2 protein-coding genes are annotated in these 2,035 nt (G+C 45.7%); both read left to right on the top strand.

Translation table 11 applies throughout. From position 1 onward, the window contains the following. Positions 1 to 424 precede the first annotated feature (424 nt). Complete coding sequence (locus tag B3N33_RS11935) at positions 425 to 1,246, top strand: hypothetical protein (RefSeq protein WP_214078282.1); 822 nt, start codon at positions 425 to 427, stop codon at positions 1,244 to 1,246. Positions 1,247 to 1,326: 80 nt separating this feature from the next. Next, positions 1,327 to 2,035: ROK family transcriptional regulator (locus tag B3N33_RS11940; RefSeq protein WP_292593473.1), on the top strand; the 709-nt coding region annotated here is incomplete at its 3' end.

Genomic DNA, 2,035 nt, shown 5'->3' on the forward strand with positions numbered 1-2,035 from the left:
CTCGCCTTCTCGTGAGCGCAGCGATCCTCTCGAAAGCGATCTTTCTCGATTGATCTTTTCGGTGAACGGATCCATGCTCTGGGACGTCTGACGGAGGACGTTTTTTCAAGACGTTCAGCGGCTATTCACATCCTTTATCGAGCCAAACACGCAAAGTTCTGTACTAATCAAGACTATTAAGTTTCAGTATGCAACAAAATATAGCCGCTACTTGATTGCACAATAATCGATTATTCATGGATATTTGGGCGTCTAGTTTATTCTAGATGGCTGATTCCCTCACGATGGATTTGGTTTTTCTCTTCTTCTCATATAAAGTAAGTTGTGTGCTAGTCTCACTATGAAACAAAATACTTCTCTTTGCTTATTTGATGAAGCCTACAGTTTTCGACTGAATAGTGCGCGATTCAAGGAGGTGCTTCCAATGGCAAGAACTATGTTAGTTTTGGTGGCTGTCTTATTGGTCTTCTCGTCGGCTTTCGCATTGATCGAAGCGGAGCCTCTATCTGTGAACACTTCTGGTGTGGACAGAATGCCGTGGGTCTTCGAAAACACGGTTTATTTTGCTACTCAGGGCTACAACATCTACCAGGCAACCTGGAATGACGGAAACTGCGGTGAGCCTGAACCGGTGAAGGGAGCTATAAACTCTTCTCAGAACGAGATCAGTCCATGCGTAATTAGAAACAACGATGGCGAACTCGTAATGTACTTCGGTCGATATACTGGTTCAGACAGGGATTACGATTTCTTCAGGTCGGTTTTCGATGAAGAAATGGGCGAATGGGGAGAACCCGAGGTTGTCCTGGAACTGAGCACAGAGACTCAAGACTGGAAGATATGGGTAAATGGCGATGAAACAAAGGCCTACGTCACCACAAAGGGTGCCTTTGGTGGACTAGAACCAACAGGCGTGAGAGATATCTGGGTTTCCGAGAAGGAAAACGGCAAATGGTCTACCCCGACAAGAGTAAATGAAGTCAGCTCAAGTGGCAATGAATGGTCTGTATTCGTCGACCCTGAAGGAAAGATCTGGTTTGATTCATCAAGAGACGATTCCATAGGGGGCTACGACATCTATTTCTACGATCCCTCTACGGGTGAAATTGGTCATCCCGAGATGATGATCAATTCTTTCTACGATGAAAGAAGTTTGTGGACAGATGGCACAATAATAGTGTTCTCGACTGTTGACAGACCCAATGGTATGGGCAGCTACGATCTTTTCATTGCCAAACTAGAATAGAACCTGTCTTTTTTTGCCGAGCCTGTTCATTGTCTTTGATGGTGAGCAGGCTTTGATTCCGATTTCGAGAGGTGATGGCTTTGCATAGTTTGTCCAAGGCGGAAAAGGATGTCTTTTATGAACTCTGGAGGAATGAAGGCGGATTGTCAAGAAAATCCATAGCCAAAGCAACGAATTTGAGCAAAGCTACTATTTCGCGGCTCACTCAGCAACTCATTGAAAAGGGCTTTGTTCTGGATAGCCCTCCGGTGCCGTCCACACACAAGGGAAGACCGTATTCGGTGCTGAATGTGAATAACGGAGAGTTGCTTGTCGGCGGAGTTCACATACATTCCAAAACGATGAACATAGTCTTGGGCGATTTGTCAGGCAGAGTTAAGCACGCAAGATCTCTGGATCATTCAAGATATGATGTTCTGGACAAACTGTACGAAATACCTAAGATTATTCGGAACAGCTTCGATGAGAGTATCTCTGCGGTTCTCGTTTTCAGCATCGTGACTCCGGGGATCGTGGATGAATCGACAGGCAATGTCGTGAAGAGCTTCTACACGCAGAGTGAAACGGTAAATCTTAAGAGGCTAAGCGATGAGTGGAAAACAACACTTGAGATAGAGAATGACGCTAACGCCCTGCTGGTTTCAGAAATGCTTCTGGGCTCTATTCCCTTAAGAGACGCATTATATATAGACAGGGAGTTCGGAGCTTCTCTCGTGCTTAACGGAAGGATTTTCAGAGGTCCGCATGGCGGAGCAGGAGAATTCGGCCATCTTCAGGTAGACCCTTCCG

It is taken from the genome of Mesotoga sp. UBA5825 (assembly GCF_002432955.1).
GTDB lineage: Bacteria > Thermotogota > Thermotogae > Petrotogales > Kosmotogaceae > Mesotoga.

Bases quoted from the DNA above. Each gene is read 5' to 3' on its own strand.
- B3N33_RS11935 (WP_214078282.1), top strand. From the start codon at position 425: ATGGCAAGAACTATGTTAGTTTTGGTGGCTGTCTTATTGGTCTTCTCG.